Raw genomic sequence first — 18,773 nt, 5'->3', positions numbered from 1 at the left:
ATTTCACCTCTGGGGTCAAATGATGTGATGTGATGTGGTGGCGGGCTGAATTAATAATCCGCGCAAGATACTTAATGCCTGTGACAAAGTCGCATGATCCGGCGACAATCCCAGCGACAGGCGCACGGCCTGTCGCTGATTGTCAGTGAAACCAAAACTGTTACATGCCACCACCGATACGCCCAGCACGGTGGCTTGTTCAGCAAAGGCCTGGGCCTGCCAGCAACTGGGAAGCTGTAGCCAGATATGATGGCCTTCCTGATGACTGTAAAAGTCCATTCCCGCTAATAATTGGCTGGCAATCTGTTGACGCAGACGGTTTTCTTCCCGAATGGCTTCAGCAAACCGGTTAATACGTCCATCGTAAATCCAACGTGTCACCAGCGCAGCCATCAATGGAGATGCCATAACGCTAATCGCTCTTAATACATTAGCGAGGCCCAGTGCCTGTGAGTTACTGGGAGCAATCACATAGGCCAGCCGCAAAGCGGGCGTGATACATTTGGAAAGTGTCCTTACATACCAGGTACGATCAGCTGCTAAATCGACTAAGGCTTTAACGGCCTCCGTCTGCAGCGGCGAATAAGGATCATCTTCAATAATCGTGATGTCATATTCGTTGGCAACGGCAACGACTTGCTGCCGACGGGTTAATGACATGGTGGCGGTTGTCGGGTTATCCATCGTCGGCACCAGATAAATTGCCTTGATTCTGTGATCCCGACATGCCTGTTCAAATGACGCTGGAAGTACCCCTTCTTCATCCATAGCTAAAGGCTGCAATACCAGTTCAAGCTGTTCAGCAGCCGATTTCAGGCCGGGATAGACAAACTCACCACAAGCAATGATATCACCGGGTTTTGCCATACAATGCAAAATGGCATACAAAGCAGACTGTGCTCCACCGGTGATCAGTGTGCGTTCTGCCGAGACATTCGTTATGGTTTGATTTAGCCAGCCCGAGGCAGCACTTCGATCATGTGGGTTCCCGGCACTATCCTGATAATGCATCTGTAATACCCGGTCGGCTGCGGAAATCAGCTGGGCAATACCTTGTGGAATATGTTGCTGTAAACCGGCTGACTCAGGCTGCGGCGGATTATTCATGCTCAAATCCAGCAATGGACGAGACTCAGAGATATGGGAAATAAGTTTGCTTTCGACATGCTGTCGAACATAACTGCCACGCCCGGTGGTCGCATCAATCAATCCACGCCGGCGCGCTTCGTTAAATGCACGGGTGACGGTGGTCAGATCCACATTTAAGCTTTCGGCCACAGCGCGTTGCGGTGGTAAACGATCACCGGCTTTGACATAACCAGAATAGATATCAGCTTCCAACGCTTCCACAATACCAAGATATTTGGATTTAGCATCGGTTTCGATTCGGGCTTTCCACAAGTGCATAGGTAAATTCCTAGGGGCTATTTATCTTTCATCGCCACCACTGCTGGAGGCTATGAAAGATAAACAGCCCCTAACATTTAGGCTACAGGCTAAGCACTTTCCCGGACAAAAACAATTTTATTTACATACAAAAAAAGATAATGTATGGGGATGTTGAACTAAAAAATGATATTGTATGGAAAAATAGCGTGTTAACGCTAAATTTGTCGAAAATACCCATACAATTTTTTACAACAACGTTAGCGGATTTGAATTTTATAAGTTTGCGTTGCGCAAGAAACTCAATTGATTAAAAAAGTTAATGAGGTTTAAGGGCCAAACGCTTTTCGGAAATAGTTTGTTGCCACTCGGCCACTGGTGCAGGCCTGCCAAAGTGATAGCCCTGATAAACATGGCAGCCAAATTTTTCCAACAGCACTGCCTGCTCTTCGGTTTCCACTCCTTCAGCGATCACCGCCAAATCCAGGCTTTGTCCCAACGCAATGATGGTGCTGACAATTGCTTCATCGTTTGGATCGGTCAGCACATCCCGGACAAATGACTGATCGATTTTCAGTTTATTCAGTGGCAGTAATTTTAGATAACTTAACGACGCATAGCCGGTGCCAAAATCATCAAGTGCAAAACGCAAACCACGTTGGCGCAAGGCATTCATCCTCTCGATTGTCTGATCAATATCTTCAATTAACAGGCTCTCGGTGATTTCAAGCTCCAAATGATTTGGATTGACATCTAACTCTTTCAGACAACTGTCGATATAGTCAATAAACTGCAAATGTCGGAACTGCCGTGGGCTGATATTGACCGATAAAGTAAGATTTTGCATTTCAGGTAGCTTCGCCCACTGCGCCAAAATCTGACAAGCCTCTCTTAACACCCAGGCGCCCAGAGGAATTATCAGGCCGCTGGATTCGGCAACCGGGATAAAGTCGACCGGTGAAATAAAGCCCTCAACCGGATCATGCCATCGAAGTAGCGCCTCCATGCCAACATACTGCTGGTCACTGCTGATTTGAGGCTGTACATACAATTCAAGTTGCTGAGAAGCAATGGCTTCTCTTAATTTGCGTTCCAATTGACTGCGACGATTAACTTCCATCTGCATAACCGGATCAAAGAATCTCAGACTGTTTCGCCCCGAGGCTTTGGCTCGGTACAAAGCCATATCAGCTTCCTGTAAAAGACGCTCAACATCTCCCTCGGCATCGGAGAACAATGCTATACCCAGACTTGCGGAAGCAATGTACTGAGTTTGTTCAAGTGCAAATGGCATGACAAAATCCAGCAGAATTTCCTCGGCGTATTGTTGTACAAGCGCTTCTACTTCTCCCCGCGCTTTACCCATTTTAGGTTTGACGATTACAAACTCATCCGACCCCAATCGGGCAGCCAGATCATGTGGCAATAATCGAGACTGAAGTCGTTTTGCGACGCCTTGTAATAATAAATCTCCAGCGTGATGTCCCAAGGTATCATTCAGGGTTTTAAATGAGTCCAGATCGACAATTAGTAAAGCACCTTCCATTTCCGATTGGTGGCCTTCTGCCAGCGAATCCTCCAGAAACTCCATTAACAATCGGCGGTTGGCCAGACCGGTCAGAGAATCATATAACGCCAGTTTACGAAGCTGTTTTTGAATTAATAGATAATCGGTAATATCAGTGGAAATCCCACATAAAGCGTAAATACTGCCATCTTCCTGACGCAATGGTAGTTTGACCGATAAAAATGTTTGGGGCTTATCTGAACCAAGGACGGTATTTATTTCTTCTTCAACAATCCGTTCGCCTTGTTTGATAACCCTTAAATCATGTTCCTGCAACGTTTTACAGGTATCCCGATCAAATAGAATGGCATCGGTTTTACCCAGAATCTCTTTTTCGTCCAGCCCAATCAGTTTGCAGACATTTTTATTTACATATTGATAGCGTAACTGCAGATCTTTGATGTAAATATGAGCATCCACACTATCAAGAATCACGTTGAGATTTTGTTGGGTCTGACGCAGAGAAATATTTTTTTCCTTTACACGGCGACGCATCAACAGCAAAAACATTAAAGCACTGAGAAAACCGACTACCAAAGCAATAAGCAACCACCAGATTTCTTTTGGAATCGTCATCTTGCTAGTAGAGCTGTTCCATTTTTTTAAGACCGTAAAGTACGGCGAATTGGCATCTGCCTGCCATTGTTGTAAGTAGCTATCAATTGCTTTTAGCACCTCTCCATGTTTATTTTTGGGGACAGCAAAAAATAATCGACTCGGTTGAAATACCACTGGCGTTGGTCTTAAATTCAGTTCTGCCGCTTTAAGCTCACTGATAAAATTATTAGCGGTGACAGCATCGGCAATGCCATCCGATAAAGCAGCGAATGCTGCCTGTTGGGTATCAACAACAACAAAGGTGACATCAATATTGAAATTTTCAGCTAATTGTCTAAGGTAATCGTATTGAATGGAGCCCTTGAGCAGTGCCAGGCGTTTACCATCCAGTTCCAACAGACTGCTGAGGTTATGTTCACGATTTACGTAGATCTGCGACCAGCTGAGTAATGCAGCCGTATTATGAAAATCATAAAACTCAGTTCGCTCTGAGCTGGTTGCCACATCAGGTAATAAATCAATTTCCCCTTTAGCAAGAAGCTCCAGACAATCATTCCAGTAGCAGGGTACAGCAACCAGCTTCCAGTTTTCCTGTAACGCAATAACCTGTAAAAGATCCCCCAGAATGCCACTCACCTGTCCGTTTGGGTCCATCACCAATTTGGGTGGGTTTTCATAAACACCCACCCGTAAAACAGTTTCCTCAGCCCACAATTTGCCGCTGGTTAGGATGGCAGATAACACCACCAAAAACCTGAATAAATTGGCTAGTTTTGTGTTTGAACTCATTATGGGAATAGCCGCCGGGATAGAGCACCATTTATACCAGATTATAGTGCTCTCATTGAGCAAATATAATTAATCAATCTGCAGTGACAGGCCAATGCATTACGGGTTGGTATTGCGGCCCATGATCGGTGGAAACTGATTTCATTAATACCAGCTGTTCTGCTTTAAAATTAACTGGGGCAATGGGCACGTCTAGAGATTCACTGGCTTTTCGCGCCAATGTAATATGGGGTAGGTAAGGTTTTACATCGACTTTAATATCTGCCTGACTGGCGATATGCTCCAGTTGGTTCACCAGGTTATACAATTCACTGCTTGGAGCACGACTTGTCAGGCAAAATATCTTTGGACCATCCCAGTATGACAGGTGATCAAACTGCATATCTATTGCCGGGAAACGTATTGAGTCAGTCTGTTTTAACAGGGCATTTAATTGTTGTTGGTCTAGTTGGCCGAGAAATAACAATGTCTGATGTAAATTGGCGGTGGTTTGTAATTTCAGCGAGGGATCTTCCGGCAGACGTTTCATAATGTGCTGAATCTGCATCCGTGAACTGGTATCTGGAGACAAGGCGAAAAAATATCTGCCTGGTGTTAACGGGGTGTTTTGTTGTGAATTCATATTAATCAGAGTCCGCCATTACAATCTGATTCCGACCATTTTTCTTGGCATCATATAACGCATCATCAGCTCGCTTAATCGTATCACCAATAGTTTCGCCATGACTATACTCACTTAATCCAAAACTGGCAGTAATTTGCTGATTTACCGGGAAATTGTAATTTTGCACCTGATGCCGTAGCTGATCAGCTAACTGAAAAGCGCCATTTTTGGTTGTTTGTGAGCAGAGAATGAGAAATTCCTCGCCGCCCCAACGACCAACGATATCGTTCTCACGCACCATGGACATTAACAGAGAAGCAAATTGTTTGATAACCTCATCGCCTACATCATGACCGTACTCGTCATTAATGGTTTTAAAAAAATCAACGTCCAGCAAAATGATTGAAAAGACCTGTCTGGTCTGGCTGGAAGTTTCCATTTCCACGTTAAACCGTTCATGTAACGCATAACGGTTCGCTAACCCGGTCAGGTGATCGTGGCGCGAGATTTGTTCTAACTGATTATTCAGATTACGCAGGTTTCGATTATGGTGATGGACCTGCCGATAACGATAAACCAATACTAACAACACTAACGACACGCCCACCAGTAATTGCCAGAATAACGCCGTATTATGTTGCTGAAACTCTATTGATAACCAATTGTTCAATACACGCTGTCGTTCAACTTCTGAAGTATCATCAATGGCCTTGTTGAAAATTTCGAGTAACTGGGGTTCACGGGTGCTCACTCCCACCGACATTGCATATTGCAGATCCAGCACATTGCTGATCTTCAGATGCGATATTCCCCAGCGAAGCATCTGATAATTAATGGTCGGTACCGTATCGATAAATCCATAGGCATTACCGGTTTCGACCATTTTCAGCCCTTCTCGTGAGGTGCTTACGGTGGTGATATTGATATCTGGATAACGATTACGCAACAATTCGACCCCCGCATAACCCCCCACCATCACAAAATCACGATGTTGGATTTGTTCAAACTTCACCACAAACTGATGATCGGGCTGAGTGGCTACAGCCAATGGATAAAAAATAAAGGGATTGCTGACATTGAGCCAGTCACGTCGACTGGGCACATCCTGCGCGCTGGCAAGAATATCGCAATTGCCATCCTGTATAAATTGCAAGGATTGCTCCCAGCTTTCCGTGTTGACCAGTTGGATGGGCATATTGATTTTGTCAGACCATAAAGCATAAAAGTCAGACATGATACCGGTGAACTTATCGCGCTCATCAATGCCTTCATAAGGCAGCCAGTCAGGATCAACACACAGCTTGATGACTTGTTTTTGGGTGAGATAAGCCTGTTCTGCTTTCGTCAAAACGACTTCTGCGTTGGCTGAAATATGCCCCGCCATAAAGCCAATCAAGATCAGTATTGTATGTATGTTTCTCTTAACCATCCCTGGCTTCATTGCCGACCTTAGTTCACTTTAGTTAATTATTATCCCGGATAAACACCCAATCATTTTTTTGACTCATTTCTTCACTGTAACGATAGCCATCCGAGTCAAATTGCTTGAGTTTTTCCGGAGAGTTAATTTGCTGGTCAATAATAAAACGACTCATCAGTCCACGCGCCTTTTTGGCATAAAAACTGATGATTTTGTACTGCCCGTTTTTCCAATCTTTAAAAACCGGGGTAATAATAGTCGCCTTGAGCTTTTTGGCATCGACGGCCTTAAAGTATTCATTTGACGCTAAATTGATCAACACGCCATCTTTCAGTGCTGGTTCAGCCTCCAGAGAGTGACGTATTTGATCTCCCCAAAAACTGTAAAGATCCCTGCCGGCATCATTCTGAAACGGGGTTCCCATTTCCAGACGATAGGGTTGCATTAAATCCAGGGGTCTTAACACCCCATATAAACCAGAGAGTATTCGTAAATGCTGCTGTGCAAAGTCCAGCCCCTTTTCATCCAGGGTCTCAGCAGCCAGTCCAGTATATACATCGCCTTTAAATGCCAGAATCGCCTGTTTGGCATTTTCTTCGGTAAAGGGTGTTTGCCATTGCTGAAACCGCGCCATATTCAAACCGGCAAGTTTGTCGCTGATCTTCATCAAATTGGCAATTTCCTGAGAAGACAGCTTTTTCAGTTGCTCAATCAATTGTTGTGATTGATCCAGAAAGCGAGGTTCAGAGTATTTATTAGTAGACACAGGCGTATCAAAATCAAGTGTCTTGGCCGGAGAAATTACAGTCAGCATAAGAAATTCAGTATTCCATCAATCAATTTTATTTTTTAGGGGCATCAGGATCATCACGGTCAGTGATGTCTTCATAGTCAGCAATATAATCGTCGTTATCATACACCGCTTCAACTTCCACCTCGTCATATAGTGGGTTGAATGGGAACGGTTTTTTCTCATCATTGTATGTCAGGAATAAAACAATTTGCTGTATAAAGCGTGACAAGTCTTTTGAAAACCCTCGAATAGCATCATTGGCGCTGCCACTAAATAATGCAAAGACAAACTGTACAATAACCACAATCGCTAATACTGACATCGTCAGATAGAGCACAAAACCGTAAAGCAACATATATAAAAGGCGTATCAGTTGGTTTTTTTCATCACTGTTTTTAAATTCCGTATTATCCATTTCATTTCTCCTGGTAGAGGATAGGTCAATATCACTTTAACACTTCCATAACTTGTTGCGGAAAGTCGAGCAATAAATTTCAATTAATGTTGCAAATGCCGAATTACTGGAGCAATTGGCCGCTTTATGGGAAACTTCAACGTTTATTTTGTTGATGACAGACTACCATGGACCGATTCTTTGCCTCGTTGGAAACATCGATAAACTGTTTTACTGAATACACTGGCAAACTTTGCAGCTGGTTGGTTTTGCTGCTGGTATTGTTAACCTGCTACGACGTAATGATGCGTTATCTGTTTCAACAGGGATCGGTCGGTTTACAGGAACTGGAATGGCATCTGTTTGCATTGATATTCCTGCTTGGTAGCGCTTATACGCTCAAACACGATGCGCATGTGCGGGTAGATATCCTTTATCGCAGTCAACGGCTTAGTGATATACATCGCGCCTGGATTGATGTCATAGGCATCATATTATTTCTGATGCCGTTTTGTCTGCTGATTCTGATCAGCAGCTGGCCATTTGCCTACAATGCCTATCTCTATCAGGAGGGGTCGCCTGACCCAGGCGGCCTGCCCTATCGTTTTCTTCTCAAAGCAGCTTTGTTACTGGGGTTTCTATTGATAATGATTCAGGCTGTGGCGGAGTTAATTCGTAATATCCGCATTATTCAACATCATCAGGAGCAAAAGTAATGGAATATATTGCATTACTGATGTTTGGCTTGTTGATCCTGTTACTGCTGACCGGCTATCCGGTCGCCTTTGTGCTCGGTGCCATCTCGCTGTTATTTGGTAGTATTTATCTGGGTTTTGACTTCTTCCAGCTGTTGCCATTTCGCATCTGGGGCATCATGACCAACTTCACCTTGTTGGCGGTGCCATTGTTTGTCTTTATGGGAGTAATACTGGAAAAATCCGGGGTGGCAGAAGAACTACTCGATACCATGGGCCGGGTGTTTGGGAGAATCCGCGGAGGGCTGGCAATATCCGTTGTCATGGTGGGTGCTTTGTTAGCCGCTACCACCGGGGTAGTAGGCGCATCAGTAGTCACCATGACGGTAATTGCTTTGCCATCGATGCTGAAACGAGGTTATGCCCCGTCTTTAGCCAGTGGCACTATTGCCGCTTCCGGCACCTTAGGACAAATTATTCCGCCCAGTATCATTCTGATCCTGTTAGGTGATGTTATCGGCGTACCGGTGGGTGAATTATTTATCGGTGCGGTAGTGCCAGGCATAATGCTGATTCTGGCTTACATTTTATATATAGTCTATGTCGCATGGCGCCATCCACACCTGGCACCAGCGGTACGGGATGATAACCCGGAACTGGCCGCGCTGTGGATCAGTGTATTAAAGAGTCTGCTACCCCCCTTATTGCTCATAATAGCGGTATTAGGTTCCATTTTTTATGGTATTGCCTCCCCCACAGAATCCGCTGCGGTGGGTGCACTGGGGTCATTGATACTGGCTGCTCTGCATCGTCGATTGACGCTGCCTAATCTTCGCGATGCTATGGAGAAAACAGCTCGTCTGACCAGCATGGTGTTCTTAATCTTTATTGGTGCCACCGCTTTTGGGCTGGTGTTCGTCGGCATGGGTGGGGATGGATTGATTCTGGATATTTTTTCAGGTCTGCCGGGAGGTAAATGGACGTTTTTAGTTCTCAGTATGTTACTGATATTCATACTGGGCTTTTTTCTCGATTTTATTGAAATCTGCTTTATTGTGGTGCCAATCATTGCACCGGTAGCAATCCATTTGAATATTGACCCATTGTGGTTTGCTCTGCTAATTGCAATTAACCTGCAAACATCATTTCTGACACCGCCGTTTGGTTTTTCACTGTTTTATCTGAAAGCCAGTGCACCACCCACCTTGAAATTGATGGATATCTATAGAGGCATCATGCCGTTTGTCGGTATTCAGATTATTGTGCTTGCACTGCTTATCAGTTTCCCGGCCATCTCACTTTGGTTGCCAAACTTGATGGGGTAAAGCCTGACTGCTAGGGCCTGTTGATCTTTCACGCTATCTCTTTTAAGGGTGTACCAAAGTCCAATTGTTTATTTTTTTGTATATCCATATCATACAATCGACTCCCATGTATCCTTTAAAGGAATAAGCCAAGTGCATGTCTCTAAATTAACCCTTGCCAGTCTCTTTTTTATCAGTTTCAGTCAGATGGCAAATGCCAGCCCTGTCGACGCCACTTCATTACTCAACCAATATAACCTCATTACTTCAGGCAATGTCTCAAGTACCTCAGAGGTCGAAGGAAACGCTCTTATTGGGGGCAATGTAAATGGCGGCCTTTACAACATGCATCAATCATCAAATGCTGCTGTGCCCTCACTGACGGTGGGTGGAAACGTTAGTGGCAACGTTCAAACCAAAGGCAAAGGCCTTAATGTAGGTGGAAATATTGCCGGGAATGTCACACTGAATGATGGTGGCGATGCCTTTGTTGGTTCGGTATCTGGATCCTTACAAAATAATGCAAACGGCAGCGGCTCCACCTCCGTTGTTGGTGATATTTCAGGTAATGTAAACACCAATGGCGGTAATACGATTTATGGCGGAAATCTGACAGGTTCGGCAAATGCCAATGGCGGCGGAACCGTATCAAACCAACCGGTTACCGCACCCTTCGAACCTGCAACTCAAGCTTTAAATGCGATGAATGTATTAAGCAATTTTTCTAACCAGTTATCCGGGCTTGACGCAAACAGTGGCTATAGCATTAATGGGGGAAAAGTCACTTTTAACGCCGTCGGTAACAATAGTGGGCTGGCAATCTTCAGCATCACGGATGCAAGTAGTTTTTTCGATAAAGCCTTTGAGTTTGATTTCAGCATGACCAACACGCAAAGCATTCTGTTTAATGTATTTGGTGGGGGTAATACCGAGTTTGATATCAAAGCGAACTTCCTGGCCAGTGCAGCGACCCTTTACGGCTCGATGTTTTTATGGAATTTTGTTGATGCTACCGAGCTCAATCTGGCCAGCCAATTCGGCGGTAGTATTCTGGCATTGAATGCAGCTGTGACGAATAGTAATAATATTGAGGGCACGCTAGCCGCTAAAAGCCTGACACAATATGGTGAGATTCATTCTCAACCTACTAATTTCGTCCCACCGGCAGCAGTTCCTGTCCCAGCCGCATTGCCCTTGTTTCTGAGTGGTTTGATTGGATTTTTCTCACTTCGTCGTAATCGCAAAAAATCACTTTAATTTAAGTTATAAAACCAAAAAGCCACCAACGACATCGTTGGTGGCTTCTAGATTTCTCAGCTCTCAATAAATGCAATGCCTTGTACCTGGCTGATATTTTTCTCATCGAGCTCTAACATCATTAAACGATCCAGCCCCAATGCCACGCCACTGCATTGCGGTAAACCAGACTGCATCGCTGTCAGCAGGTTTTCATCTATCGGCATTTGAGGTTTGCCTTGTTGCAGACGCAATTGATTATCGTGTTCAAAACGTTGACGTAATTCGGTGGCATCACACAATTCGTCATAGCCATTGGCCAGCTCCATTCCACCAGCATATAACTCAAAACGACTGGCGACCTGATATCCTTCAGCATTTATTTCAATTTTCGCCAACTGCGCCTGAGAAGCAGGAAACTCTGTAACCATCACCGGCATTTCCAGCGCTTTAAGCTGTGGTTCAATTACTTCGCTCATCAGCATTTCCAGCCAGCCATCCCGATCAGTTTGCCAATCAGCAGTAAGCCCGGCTATACAATCCAATGCAATTTGCTTCAACAAAACATCATCAGCCTGATAAATATCCAACTGCAGATATTTCGCGAATAAATCACGATAAGGAAAAATGACTGCAGCAGGTAAGCCGATCACCTGTTGCATCAAAGCATCGACTTCTGCCATTAACTCTGTCAGTGAAAACCCTGGTCGATACCACTCCAGCATGGAAAATTCGGGCGCATGCTGGCGACCCAACTCACCATTACGAAACACCGTGGCAATTTGATAAATCGCGCCGCTACCAGCCGCCAGCAAGCGTTTCATCGCAAATTCAGGTGAAGTATGCAAATACAGGACTTTGGAGTCGCTGCCAGCCTCGAACCGGGTAGAGAAATTGTCAAGATAAGGCGCGGTAGGTGCTGCCGAAGATAAAATGGGAGTATTCACTTCCAAAACATTGCGGACTGAAAAAAAACGGCGGACATTTGCCAGAAGCTTTGCCCGCCGTTTTAATATGTTCTGTAATTGCTCATTGTGAAGCATTATTCAGACTTAGGTTTAAGGCATGTAAGCTTGCTACATGCACCACTAAAAACACAAAAACTGATAATGAGTTTAATCTTTTTTAGCACGTTCGACGTATGATGCTGAACGAGTATCAACACGCAACACTTCACCAATTTCGATAAATAACGGAACTCGCACTACTGCACCAGTTTCCAGCGTTGCCGGTTTACCACCACCACCAGAAGTATCACCACGCACACCCGGATCAGTTTCAACTACTGCCAGATTAACGAAATTAGGTGGCGTCACCAGCAGTGGTGTGCCATTCCATAGCGTGACTGTATAAACATATTGTTCTTTCAGCCAGTCTTTACTGTCAGCAATCGCATTGGCATCGGCAGCATATTGTTCAAAACTACTGGGATCCATAAAGTGCCAGAATTCACCGTCACTGTAGGAAAATTCCAGATCGATTTCGACAACGTCAGCGCTTTCTACAGATTCGTTAGTTTTGAAAGTACGTTCATTAACGCGACCGGTTTTAAGGTTACGGAATTTAACACGGTTAAATGCCTGACCTTTACCTGGTTTCACAAATTCATTTTCGATGATGCTGCAAGGATCGCCATCCATCATGAATTTCAGTCCGGCTTTAAACTCATTTGTACTATAACTTGCCATGCTTACCTCTTTTGGGGGACGATCGTCGCCTGTTCACAAAATCAAAGCCCACTATGATACCGCAATCGCAAGCTGACGTAATCTTTGCTGATTGGCAGGATGAATTAAGTCATGCCATTAAAAACCCAACAGTCTTGCTGCAAATGCTCGGACTGGAGAATCATCTGCAAACGATTGATGCGGAGAGCTTAAAGAAATTCCCGCTGCGGGTGACGCTAAGTTACATTAATAAAATGCATTATGGCGACGCCAGCGATCCGCTTTTACGTCAGGTTTTCCCGCTGATTGATGAAACTATTGAGGTCGAAGGTTTTTCAGCGGATCCTGTGGGGGATCATTTGGCGATCAGCTCACCCGGCATTTTGCATAAATATCAGGGCCGTGCATTATTGCTGACCACCGGTGCCTGTGCCATTCATTGTCGTTATTGTTTTCGCCGACATTTCCCTTATAGCGAAAGCAATCCATTAGCGAGTCAGTGGCAACAATCGGTAGCTGCACTGCAAAGTGATAACAGTATTCGTGAAGTAATTTTCAGTGGCGGCGATCCATTGGCATTAACCGATACAAAATTAGCCGCCATGGTAGAGGACTTACAAAAAATCCCACATATCAAACGTTTGCGAATTCATACACGGCTGCCATTAGTGCTGCCAAAACGGATTTGCAACAGCTTATTGAACTGGATCAGCAGCACTTCCTTACGGGTGGTGATGGTCATCCATGCCAATCATGCCAATGAAATTGATGCTGAAACTGCTGAGACGCTATCAGAGTTACGTAATGCTGGATGTGAGTTATTGAACCAGGCTGTGTTGTTACGGGGAGTTAATGATGATGCGGACAGCTTAATCGCTCTTAGTGAGAGATTAAGCGAGGTTCAGGTAGTGCCTTATTACTTGCATTTACTCGATAAAGTAAAAGGCGCCAGTCATTTTGATGTGGATGAACAGCAAGGAATAGAGCTCATTGCTGCCATGCGTCGCGAATTACCTGGCTACCTTGTGCCACGCCTGGTGCGCGAGCAACAAGGTGAAGCCAGTAAAACCATTATTGCTTAGGCGCTTTTTTCCGTTCCGACATCGGAATATATTCACGCTGTTCATGACCGACATAAATCTGTGTCGGACGATAAATACGGTTATTGGAAATCTGTTCACGCCAATGTGCCAGCCAACCCGCTGAGCGTGCTACTGCAAACAACGCGGTGAATTGATCTTCCGGAATGCCCATTTCGGAATACAAAATACCCGAATAGAAGTCCACATTCGGATAAACGCCTTTATGTCCCAGACGATCGACACAGACTTCTTCCAGCTTCATCGCCGTGGCAAACATTTTATCCAGTGAACCACCACGTTCTTCCACCAGCTTGGTCACCAGCTTATGCAGGATAGTGGCTCGAGGGTCTTTGACCTTATATTCACGATGTCCCATGCCCCAGATAACTTCTTTGTTGGCCAGTTTCTTGTCAACCCAGGCTTCAACATTATCGGGTGAACCGATTTCCTGCAGCATGCCTACCACACGTTGGTTAGCACCACCATGTAATGGACCAGATAAGGTTCCAATTGCTGCTGAGATAACGCTGTAAGGCGATGCTAATGTTGAACCGGCAACCAAAGCTGCAAACGTTGAGGCGTTCAGAGTATGTTCGGCATGCAGAATCAGGCAAACGTCCATAATGCGTGCCATCAGACTATCCGGTTCTTTGCCGGTAAACATATACAACAGATTTTCCGCAACTGACAAATCATCACGTGGATTGATCGGATCATAGCCCTGACGCATGTGTTCCCACATCGCGACCAAAGGTGCCATCTGCGCGATAATATTGACCGTCATATTGCGGACATAGTCGATATCTTTACAACTTTCAGCATCGGTCAGACATTCGGTGCCCGGATAGAACATACCTAAACTGCAAACCGCTGTTTGCAACATATCCATCGGATGACCGGTATGTGGGAAATGACGCATCATTTCACGAATATGATATTTAATACGATAACTGCTGCGCAGCTGTTTGGAAAAGCGATTTAATGCAGCTTTAGTGGGTAATTCGCCATCCAGTAGCAATAGCGTAGTTTCTTCAAAAGTACTGTTGGTTGCCAGTGTTTCCAGTGGATAACCACGGTAACTAAGGATGCCTTTTTCGCCATCAATAAATGAAATGGCTGACTTCGTGGCAGGCACACCTTCCAGGCCGGGTAAAAAATCGCTCATCTACTACCTCGTGTTTAAATCCAGCTGGTGGAGTTATTGAAATTGGGGGTCATTATACTGCAATGGGGAAAGACCGAAACCCCGAGCAGACCAGCGTAAAGAAAGTTGAAAATCAGCCTAACGAATCAGCCCAGATGTTTTCGGCCCAGCCCTGAGCATAGCGACCTTCCTCTTCACTTGCCGTCTCGGAAACCCCACCACTGGGGTGAGGAACCATATCCTGACTGCTTTTATCATAACGATAAACCGCGGCAACATGCCCTGCCTGTTGTCCATCGACAAAACTGTAACAGGTATTGCTGAAAATGGGTTGCTGCTCAGGTATTTCTTCACGCAATAGAGCGATGACCGCAGCAGCACAGACCTTGGCTTGCTGGTTAGCTATATGAGCAGATTTGGGCACCTTCGCCGCCACCGAATCCCCTATCACGTGCACTCGTTCAACTGCTGTCGACTCATAGGTCAGAAAGTCTACATCACACCAGCGATTATCTACATTAACCACGCCAGCCATTGCAGCCACCGCACCGGCCTTTTGCGGAGGAATGACGTTTAAAACATCGGCTTGGTAGTGATCAAAAAAACTTTCAACCTCCAGATTGCCGACATTGACCGATTCAATTGGATTCATTGGCTGATACTCGATCAAGCCAGCATATTGCTGTTGCCACGCTTCGGTAAATAAGGCTTTTTTAGAGACAATATCCGGATTGGCATCTAGTATCAGTAGTTTGCCGGTAGGATTGTGTTGTTTAAGATGCAATGCGATCTGACAAGCACGCTCATAAGGCCCAGGAGGACAGCGAAAAGGTGCAGCCGGGACAGTCATTATCACGACCCCACCCTGCCGCATCGACTTAAGCTGATTGGCTAATAACAAAGTCTGCTCACCTGCTTTCCAGGCATGGGGAACATGTTCCTGAGCTTCGGCCGTAGCAAGGATAGGCAACTGGTCATAAATGAAACTGACGCCCGGGGCAATAATCAACCGGTCATAGTCCACTCGGCTTTTATCTGCAAGCCACAGTTGACGGTTTTCAGTATCAACAGCAATAACTTCCGATTGTACAAAGCGAATAGCTTTATCTGTCTGTAAAGCAGTGTACTCGCGAGTAAGCTGTGACAGACTGCGATTGCCGCTAAGCACCAGATTACTCTGTGGACAGGATATAAACTGACTGTTTTTTTCTATCAATGTGATTTCAAGTTCTGGCGCCCACATTGCCAGATATCGCGCTGCAGTGGCTCCAGCAAACCCACCACCAATAACTACGACTTTCTGTTTTTGATTACGAAAACAAGCAGTAGATAATCCCAATGGCAGGGCTGCCATAGCCGATAAATAAGCTGCATTTTTTAACACTTGTCGACGCTTGATAGTCATATCAGAGCACTCAGCTGTTAATAATTATTGACTCAAGAGACTTTTTCACCCTGAGCCTGCAGATCGGCATGATAAGACGATCGCACCATTGGTCCACTGGCCACATGTTCAAAGCCCATTTCCTTACCTGCTACTGCCAGCTCGTCGAACTCTGCTGGAGTGACAAAACGCTCAACTGCCAGATGATGCCTGCTAGGTTGTAGATACTGACCCAGCGTCAGCATCCGACAACCATGATCGCGTAAATCCTGCATCACCTGTTTAACTTCATCGATGCTTTCACCCAAACCGAGCATCAGGCCAGATTTAGTGGGCACTTCAGGATGCATTTGCTGAAAGCGCTGAATCAGATCTAATGACCATTGATAATCCGAGCCAGGTCGAACGGCTTTGTAGAGTCTGGGGATACTTTCCAGGTTGTGATTAAAAATATCCGGTGGATTATCCGCCAGTATCTCCAGCGCCACATCCATACGACCACGAAAATCAGGCACCAGCACTTCAATACGGGTTTGTGGCGATTGCTGACGAATTTCACTGATGCAGCGGCTGAAATGGGCAGCGCCACCATCACGTAAATCATCACGATCGACCGAGGTCACCACTACATGTTTGAGCTGCATGGCGGCAATGGTTTTTGCCAGATGATTCGGTTCATTCTCATCTAATGCATCAGGACGGCCATGCGCCACATCACAGAAAGGGCAACGTCGGGTACAAATATTGCCCATGATCAGAAATGTCGCCGTACCGTGGGCAAAACACTCCCCAAGATTGGGACAGGACGCTTCTTCACACACGGTGTGCAAATCATGATCACGCAACATTTGTTTGATGCGCTGTACTTCAGGTGCACCTTGTGATTTGGCACGAATCCATTCCGGTTTGCGCTTAGGATCACTAGGAACGATTTTTATGGGAATACGCGCGACTTTAGAGGCACCTTTAAGCGCTTTTACATCACGTTTTACCGGTTCAACCGTGTCAGTCATGTGTTGCTACCTTGTTGCATGTGTGCGAGAAAAACAGACACAAATTGTTGTTTTACTGAGGCCATATCGACCGTTGCACCTAATGTTTTCATATCGGTCATTTGCATGCCTGCGTAACCACAGGGATTGATATCGGCAAATGGCTGTAAATCCATATCAATGTTTAAACTCAGGCCATGATAACAGGCGCCGCGTTTGACCCGTAATCCCAGTGAAGCAATTTTCGCTTCGCCACAGTACACTCCGGGGGCATCTTTACGAGCATATGCGTCAATCTTATGCTCGTCCAGCATGGCAATAACCGTGTTTTCCAGACAACTGATCATATTGCGTACGCCCATGCCGAAACGACGTAAATCAATTAATGGATAAACGATTAATTGTCCCGGACCATGGTAGGTTATTTGACCACCACGATCAGTTCGTACCATCGGAATTGTATTTTGTCTCAGCAGATGACCGTCCTGACCATTAAACCCCTGAGTGTAAACAGGATAATGTTCTAATAACCACAGTTCATCTTCGGTGTGATTATCACGTTGCTGCGTGAACTGGTGCATGGCTAGCAGGGTTGGTTGATAATCCCGTAGGCCGAGATCCTGTATCTTCATCAGAGCACGTATTTAACGGCATCGTGACTACTGAGTTCCTGATAGATAGCGTCCAGTTGTTTTTTACTGGTCGCCTCAATAACCACGGTGATGGAAGTATATTTCCCCCCTGAGCTCTGTCTACTGGTGACTGCTCCTTCAGTAATATCACCAGCATGCTTGCGGACGATTTCCACCACAATATTATCCAACTGCGGGTGGGTTTCTCCCATTGCCTTTACCGGATATTCACAGGGAAATTCCAGTAACGTCTCTTCGCCGTTTGATTCACTCATCAGATTACCTCTTGTTTATAGCGCTGAAACAAGATGTCCATTTGTTGCCACACGGGGCCGGGTTTACCATTACCAACGATTTCACCATCCAATAAGGTCACTGGCACCACTTCTTTGGTTGAACTGCTGATCCAGATTTCATCCGCATTTCGCAGAGCTGATTCACTGACGGCTCTTTCATGTAGCGGCATATCATTTTGCGCCGCCAGCTCAATAATCAGATCACGGGTAATGCCAGGCAATACTTTTTCATCTTTTGGCGCAGTAAAGATGACACCGTCGATGACCACATACGCATTACTGGCTGAACCCTCGGTCAGATAATTATCGCGGAGCAATAACGCTTCCTGTGCACCAGCATCCTGCGCCAACTGTTTCATCAGACTGTTTGCCAGCAAGGTAATTGCTTTAATATCGCAACGCATCCAGCGAATATCGGCTGTGGTAATGGCCTTGATACCATCCGTCTTCCAGCTATCGGCAACCGGATGCAGTGGATTACTCATCAGAAACACACTAGGTGCCACACCAATCGGAAAGATATGATCTCTTGGTGCTACGCCCCGGGTGACCTGCAAATACAACGACTGATCGCCCGCATTATTCCGGGAGATCAAATCATTAATAATGCCGGTCCATTGCGCATCTGAAAACGGGTTTTCGATCCGTACGCCGTCCAGACTATTCTGCAATCGCTGCAGGTGCCTATCGAGTAAAAAAGCGCTTCCGGCATACACCGGAATCACTTCATAAATGCCATCACCTAATAAATATCCGCGGTCATACACAGAGACCTGAGCTTTATCAGCGGGGATAAATTCGCCGTTAAGATAAACTATTGCCACGAAACA

18 protein-coding genes are annotated in these 18,773 nt (G+C 45.5%); 4 read left to right on the top strand and 14 right to left on the bottom strand.

Features of this window, described 5'->3' with window-relative positions; genetic code table 11:
• Nucleotides 1–15 precede the first annotated feature (15 nt).
• From B3S93_RS03790 to B3S93_RS03765, 6 genes are all read right to left on the bottom strand, one after another.
• Complete coding sequence (locus B3S93_RS03790; protein WP_292399938.1) at nucleotides 16–1,407, bottom strand: PLP-dependent aminotransferase family protein; 1,392 nt, start codon at nucleotides 1,405–1,407, stop codon at nucleotides 16–18.
• Between the two features lie 298 nt (nucleotides 1,408–1,705).
• Nucleotides 1,706–4,300 (bottom strand): EAL domain-containing protein, encoded by a 2,595-nt coding sequence (locus tag B3S93_RS03785; protein ID WP_292399940.1) that lies wholly within the window; start codon nucleotides 4,298–4,300, stop codon nucleotides 1,706–1,708.
• 73 nt (nucleotides 4,301–4,373) lie between these two features.
• Complete coding sequence (thpR, locus tag B3S93_RS03780; RefSeq protein WP_292399942.1) at nucleotides 4,374–4,922, bottom strand: RNA 2',3'-cyclic phosphodiesterase; 549 nt, start codon at nucleotides 4,920–4,922, stop codon at nucleotides 4,374–4,376.
• A 1-nt stretch (nucleotide 4,923) separates the two neighbouring features.
• The gene (locus B3S93_RS03775) at nucleotides 4,924–6,333 is read right to left on the bottom strand and encodes a diguanylate cyclase (protein WP_292399944.1); all 1,410 of its coding nucleotides are present in this window, start codon (nucleotides 6,331–6,333) and stop codon (nucleotides 4,924–4,926) included.
• A 34-nt stretch (nucleotides 6,334–6,367) separates the two neighbouring features.
• Nucleotides 6,368–7,138, bottom strand: coding sequence for a peroxide stress protein YaaA (yaaA, locus tag B3S93_RS03770; RefSeq protein WP_292399947.1), 771 nt, complete (start codon nucleotides 7,136–7,138; stop codon nucleotides 6,368–6,370).
• Between the two features lie 28 nt (nucleotides 7,139–7,166).
• Nucleotides 7,167–7,532, bottom strand: a complete 366-nt coding sequence (locus B3S93_RS03765) for a DUF4389 domain-containing protein (protein WP_292399950.1) — start codon at nucleotides 7,530–7,532, stop codon at nucleotides 7,167–7,169.
• Between the two features lie 167 nt (nucleotides 7,533–7,699).
• Here B3S93_RS03765 and B3S93_RS03760 point away from each other — a divergent pair, with 167 nt between their 5' ends.
• The 3 genes from B3S93_RS03760 to B3S93_RS03750 all read left to right on the top strand — a co-directional run bounded on the left by B3S93_RS03760 (nucleotide 7,700) and on the right by B3S93_RS03750 (nucleotide 10,767).
• Nucleotides 7,700–8,227 carry a TRAP transporter small permease subunit gene (locus B3S93_RS03760; RefSeq protein ID WP_292399953.1) on the top strand — a complete coding sequence of 176 codons (528 nt, stop codon included), beginning with the start codon at nucleotides 7,700–7,702 and terminating at the stop codon, nucleotides 8,225–8,227.
• On the top strand, nucleotides 8,227–9,531 hold the full coding sequence (locus B3S93_RS03755) for a TRAP transporter large permease (RefSeq protein ID WP_292399956.1): 1,305 nt from the start codon (nucleotides 8,227–8,229) through the stop codon (nucleotides 9,529–9,531). Before B3S93_RS03760 ends, B3S93_RS03755 begins: the two co-directional genes overlap by 1 nt.
• A 132-nt stretch (nucleotides 9,532–9,663) precedes the next feature.
• A complete protein-coding gene (locus B3S93_RS03750) occupies nucleotides 9,664–10,767 on the top strand; it encodes a choice-of-anchor A family protein (protein WP_292399959.1) in 1,104 nt (367 codons plus the stop codon).
• A gap of 56 nt (nucleotides 10,768–10,823) precedes the next feature.
• On the opposite strand, the gene epmA is transcribed toward B3S93_RS03750, so the two are convergent.
• Nucleotides 10,824–11,789, bottom strand: a complete 966-nt coding sequence (epmA, locus tag B3S93_RS03745) for an EF-P lysine aminoacylase EpmA (RefSeq protein ID WP_292399961.1) — start codon at nucleotides 11,787–11,789, stop codon at nucleotides 10,824–10,826.
• A gap of 72 nt (nucleotides 11,790–11,861) precedes the next feature.
• Nucleotides 11,862–12,434, bottom strand: coding sequence for an elongation factor P (gene efp / locus B3S93_RS03740; RefSeq protein ID WP_041354687.1), 573 nt, complete (start codon nucleotides 12,432–12,434; stop codon nucleotides 11,862–11,864).
• A 53-nt stretch (nucleotides 12,435–12,487) separates the two neighbouring features.
• Here efp and epmB point away from each other — a divergent pair, with 53 nt between their 5' ends.
• Nucleotides 12,488–13,495 (top strand): EF-P beta-lysylation protein EpmB, encoded by a 1,008-nt coding sequence (epmB, locus tag B3S93_RS03735; protein WP_292399964.1) that lies wholly within the window; start codon nucleotides 12,488–12,490, stop codon nucleotides 13,493–13,495.
• Here the strand turns inward: epmB and B3S93_RS03730 are convergent.
• The 6 genes from B3S93_RS03730 to dat all read right to left on the bottom strand — a co-directional run bounded on the left by B3S93_RS03730 (nucleotide 13,485) and on the right by dat (nucleotide 18,767).
• Nucleotides 13,485–14,660 carry a citrate synthase gene (locus B3S93_RS03730; RefSeq protein WP_292399967.1) on the bottom strand — a complete coding sequence of 392 codons (1,176 nt, stop codon included), beginning with the start codon at nucleotides 14,658–14,660 and terminating at the stop codon, nucleotides 13,485–13,487. The two genes, epmB and B3S93_RS03730, sit on opposite strands and share 11 nt — an antisense overlap.
• A 112-nt stretch (nucleotides 14,661–14,772) precedes the next feature.
• Nucleotides 14,773–16,044 carry an NAD(P)/FAD-dependent oxidoreductase gene (locus B3S93_RS03725; protein WP_292399970.1) on the bottom strand — a complete coding sequence of 424 codons (1,272 nt, stop codon included), beginning with the start codon at nucleotides 16,042–16,044 and terminating at the stop codon, nucleotides 14,773–14,775.
• Between the two features lie 32 nt (nucleotides 16,045–16,076).
• Complete coding sequence (lipA, locus tag B3S93_RS03720; RefSeq protein WP_292353776.1) at nucleotides 16,077–17,036, bottom strand: lipoyl synthase; 960 nt, start codon at nucleotides 17,034–17,036, stop codon at nucleotides 16,077–16,079.
• On the bottom strand, nucleotides 17,033–17,647 hold the full coding sequence (gene lipB / locus B3S93_RS03715) for a lipoyl(octanoyl) transferase LipB (RefSeq protein ID WP_292399973.1): 615 nt from the start codon (nucleotides 17,645–17,647) through the stop codon (nucleotides 17,033–17,035). Before lipB ends, lipA begins: the two co-directional genes overlap by 4 nt.
• A complete protein-coding gene (locus B3S93_RS03710) occupies nucleotides 17,647–17,922 on the bottom strand; it encodes an HP0495 family protein (RefSeq protein ID WP_292353773.1) in 276 nt (91 codons plus the stop codon). The genes lipB and B3S93_RS03710 overlap by 1 nt, the downstream gene beginning before the upstream one ends.
• Complete coding sequence (dat, locus tag B3S93_RS03705; protein WP_292399976.1) at nucleotides 17,922–18,767, bottom strand: D-amino-acid transaminase; 846 nt, start codon at nucleotides 18,765–18,767, stop codon at nucleotides 17,922–17,924. The genes B3S93_RS03710 and dat overlap by 1 nt, the downstream gene beginning before the upstream one ends.
• Nucleotides 18,768–18,773 lie beyond the last annotated feature (6 nt).

The organism is Methylophaga sp. UBA3613 (assembly GCF_002375415.1).
GTDB lineage: Bacteria > Pseudomonadota > Gammaproteobacteria > Nitrosococcales > Methylophagaceae > Methylophaga.
The sequence above is the reverse complement of the archived record's forward strand: the minus strand, read 5'-3'. Positions and strand labels throughout refer to the sequence as shown.

Coding starts and splice junctions, on each gene's coding strand:
- B3S93_RS03790 (WP_292399938.1), bottom strand. CDS start 1,407: ATGCACTTGTGGAAAGCCCGAATCGAAACCGATGCTAAATCCAAATAT.
- B3S93_RS03785 (WP_292399940.1), bottom strand. CDS start 4,300: ATGAGTTCAAACACAAAACTAGCCAATTTATTCAGGTTTTTGGTGGTG.
- thpR (WP_292399942.1), bottom strand. CDS start 4,922: ATGAATTCACAACAAAACACCCCGTTAACACCAGGCAGATATTTTTTC.
- B3S93_RS03775 (WP_292399944.1), bottom strand. CDS start 6,333: ATGGTTAAGAGAAACATACATACAATACTGATCTTGATTGGCTTTATG.
- yaaA (WP_292399947.1), bottom strand. CDS start 7,138: ATGCTGACTGTAATTTCTCCGGCCAAGACACTTGATTTTGATACGCCT.
- B3S93_RS03765 (WP_292399950.1), bottom strand. CDS start 7,532: ATGGATAATACGGAATTTAAAAACAGTGATGAAAAAAACCAACTGATA.
- B3S93_RS03760 (WP_292399953.1), top strand. CDS start 7,700: ATGGACCGATTCTTTGCCTCGTTGGAAACATCGATAAACTGTTTTACT.
- B3S93_RS03755 (WP_292399956.1), top strand. CDS start 8,227: ATGGAATATATTGCATTACTGATGTTTGGCTTGTTGATCCTGTTACTG.
- epmA (WP_292399961.1), bottom strand. CDS start 11,789: ATGCTTCACAATGAGCAATTACAGAACATATTAAAACGGCGGGCAAAG.
- efp (WP_041354687.1), bottom strand. CDS start 12,434: ATGGCAAGTTATAGTACAAATGAGTTTAAAGCCGGACTGAAATTCATG.
- epmB (WP_292399964.1), top strand. CDS start 12,488: ATGATACCGCAATCGCAAGCTGACGTAATCTTTGCTGATTGGCAGGAT.
- B3S93_RS03730 (WP_292399967.1), bottom strand. CDS start 14,660: ATGAGCGATTTTTTACCCGGCCTGGAAGGTGTGCCTGCCACGAAGTCA.
- B3S93_RS03725 (WP_292399970.1), bottom strand. CDS start 16,044: ATGACTATCAAGCGTCGACAAGTGTTAAAAAATGCAGCTTATTTATCG.
- lipA (WP_292353776.1), bottom strand. CDS start 17,036: ATGACTGACACGGTTGAACCGGTAAAACGTGATGTAAAAGCGCTTAAA.
- lipB (WP_292399973.1), bottom strand. CDS start 17,647: ATGAAGATACAGGATCTCGGCCTACGGGATTATCAACCAACCCTGCTA.
- B3S93_RS03710 (WP_292353773.1), bottom strand. CDS start 17,922: ATGAGTGAATCAAACGGCGAAGAGACGTTACTGGAATTTCCCTGTGAA.